The following is a 1740-nucleotide window of genomic DNA, read 5'->3' as shown; positions in this document are numbered from 1 at the left end:
GTGAACTTTGTGGACATTCTTGCGCATAGCCGGAGTGACTCGGAGGTGCTCAAGGAGATTACGGTGGACGAGCCTGCCTACCGCTCCCTGACCAAGTCCTGGTTCGAGCACTCGCACGTCTTCCGGACCCTGCAGGAGCTGGCGGCAGCAGGCGCGACCGTGGTGCTGACCTCTGACCACGGGAGCATTCGCGTGACGCGCGGTGCAAAGGTTATCGGCGACCGCGAGACTTCTACCAATCTCCGCTACAAGTTCGGCAAGAGTCTCAAAGTCGATCCGAAGAATGCCATCATTGTCCGGAATCCGGCCTCCTTTAGGCTTCCACCGCGGGGCCTGAATACCGACTACTTGATCGCCAAAGAGGATTTCTACTTCGTGTATCCGACCAACTATCACCACTACCTGAGCTACTACCGGGACAGCCTGCAGCATGGGGGTGCGTCGATGGAGGAGATGATCCTGCCGGTGGTGCGGCTGGAGCCCAAGTAGCAGAGTATTTGAAGCAATGACCGCCCGCCACGCCTCCCCAGAGCGCCTTATCCTTCCCCTCGAACGCCTCAGCAACAGCGAGGAGGAGACCATGTCGTTAGGGGAGCTGTTGGGGGCTAGCCTCGGGCCTGGGAGCGTGGTGGCCCTGTTTGGCGAGCTCGGGGCGGGCAAGACGAGGTTTATCCAGGGGGTGTGTCGGGCCTTGGGGGTCGTGCGCTTTGTGGCCAGCCCCTCATTCGTGTTGATCAACGAATATCAAGGCCGGGTGCCAGTCTATCACTTTGATTTCTATCGCATCCGGCGCGAGGAAGAATTGGCCGAGCTGGGACTTGAGGAGTACTTCTACGGTGAGGGTGTCTGTTTGATCGAGTGGGCAGAGCGGGCGTTGCGCCTCCTTCCCCCGGAGCGCATTGACGTGACCATCGCCATCTGCGGGGTTGACGAACCGAACCGCCGCCGCATCACCATCGCTCGGCACAGTGAGTAAGGGTGTCCGGATGTTGGTGCTCGGAATCGAAACGGCAACGTCTGTGTGCGGAGTGGCGCTCGTCGAGGAGGGCAAACTGCGCGGTGAGGCGCGCATCGTTGGCCCTCACGTGCACAACGAGCGGCTCCACGGGATGCTGCGCTTGCTCCTTGCCCAATGCGGGGTCCGCGCTTGTGAGCTGCAGGGCATCGCGGTTTCCATTGGGCCGGGCTCGTTTACCGGGCTGCGCATTGGGCTGGCGGCAGCCAAGGGACTGGCGCTGGTGACAGAAGCTAAGGTGGTCGGCATCTCCACGCTGCAAGCGCTGGCCAGCCAAGCTGGCGGGCCCGCCGAGGTAATCTGCGCCATTGTGCCGGCAAAGGCAAAGCTGGTCTACCTTGGCCAGTTCCGTCAGAGCAATGGTGCCTTGGCGCCGCAAGGGAGCCCGGAGGTGGTGGCGGCAGAGGCGTTGCCTGGGCTGCTGCCACCGGGGGCGGTGGTCGTCGGTCCTGGCTGCTGGCATCTTGACCCGGCCACCTTGCGCGCAGTGCAGCAAAAGGCTTTCGTTGATTTGTCCATGCGCAGCCTTCCCAGTGCGGCCAGCGTGGCCGTTTTGGGTTATCAGAGGCTTGTGGCCGGCGCGTATGATGATGTGGTGACGCTGGAACCGCAGTATGTGCAGGAATTCGTGGCTGCAACTCCAAAGCAGATTCTGAACGTGCAGAGCTAAGGTAGATCTTCGTGGAATTGTCATTTGAAGAACAGGCACCCATAGCTGCGTTGGC

Annotated in this window: 3 protein-coding genes; all 3 read left to right on the top strand. The window is 61.4% G+C overall.

Going from position 1 to position 1740, the window contains the following annotated elements:
- A partial coding sequence (locus H5U38_04050) for a PglZ domain-containing protein (protein ID MBC7186191.1) occupies positions 1–489 on the top strand: 489 nt, incomplete at its 5' end.
- A gap of 16 nt (positions 490–505) precedes the next feature.
- Positions 506–976: a tRNA (adenosine(37)-N6)-threonylcarbamoyltransferase complex ATPase subunit type 1 TsaE gene (gene tsaE / locus H5U38_04045; protein MBC7186190.1), complete on the top strand. Its 471-nt coding sequence runs from the start codon at positions 506–508 to the stop codon at positions 974–976.
- Positions 977–986: 10 nt separating this feature from the next.
- The gene (tsaB, locus tag H5U38_04040; protein MBC7186189.1) at positions 987–1685 is read left to right on the top strand and encodes a tRNA (adenosine(37)-N6)-threonylcarbamoyltransferase complex dimerization subunit type 1 TsaB; all 699 of its coding nucleotides are present in this window, start codon (positions 987–989) and stop codon (positions 1683–1685) included.
- The last annotated feature ends 55 nt before the right edge of the window (positions 1686–1740 follow it).

It is taken from the genome of Calditrichota bacterium (assembly GCA_014359355.1).
Classification (GTDB): domain Bacteria; phylum Zhuqueibacterota; class Zhuqueibacteria; order JANLFK01; family Oleimicrobiaceae; genus Oleimicrobium.
This window is presented reverse-complemented; position numbering and strand designations above follow the sequence as displayed.

Coding starts and splice junctions, on each gene's coding strand:
- tsaB (MBC7186189.1), top strand. CDS start 987: ATGTTGGTGCTCGGAATCGAAACGGCAACGTCTGTGTGCGGAGTGGCG.
- tsaE (MBC7186190.1), top strand. CDS start 506: ATGACCGCCCGCCACGCCTCCCCAGAGCGCCTTATCCTTCCCCTCGAA.